Annotated in this window: 1 protein-coding gene; it reads right to left on the minus strand. The window is 67.9% G+C overall.

Annotated features, from left to right (window positions below):
• The coding region (locus tag AC1DTN_RS38775) for a CaiB/BaiF CoA transferase family protein (protein WP_477925535.1) at positions 1-490 on the minus strand (490 nt) is incomplete at its 3' end.
• Positions 491-564: the final 74 nt, after the last annotated feature.

Here is a 564-nt window from a genome sequence, read left to right on the forward strand (position 1 = left end):
CTTCCTGGTAGTCGAGATTGGCCATGTCGTAGCCGCTCGCCGCGTGCAGCACCGGCGCGTAGGCGCTGCGGCCGGCCCACGCCCCGTCCTGGCCGAAACCGGAGATGGAGCAATACACCAGCTTCGGGTTCAGGGCCGAGAGCGATGCGTAGTCCAGGCCCAGCCGTTTCATCACGCCGGGCCGGTAGTTCTCGACCACCACGTCGCTCTTCGCCACCATCTCGCGGATCAGCGCGATCGCCTCGGGCTTCTTGAGGTCGAGCGCCAGGCTCTTCTTGCCGGCGTTGAGCTGCGCGAAATAGGTGCTTCGGCCTTCGCGCTGCGGCGCCCGCAGGCGGATGTAGTCGCCCTCCGGCGGCTCGACCTTGATGACCTCGGCGCCGAGGTCGGCCATGAGCCGGGTGCAGTAGGGCCCCGACATCATGGCGGTGAAGTCGAGGACGCGAACGCCGTCGAGGATTCCGGGCTTCGCGGCGTTGCTGTCGCTCATCGGGTGGCCTTCAAAAAAGATTCGTCTCGGACACCGCGAKCCCGGCCAGCCGGGCGCCGCCCAGCGCGTCGAGA

Source organism: Rhizobium sp. 01T444, assembly GCF_056398305.1.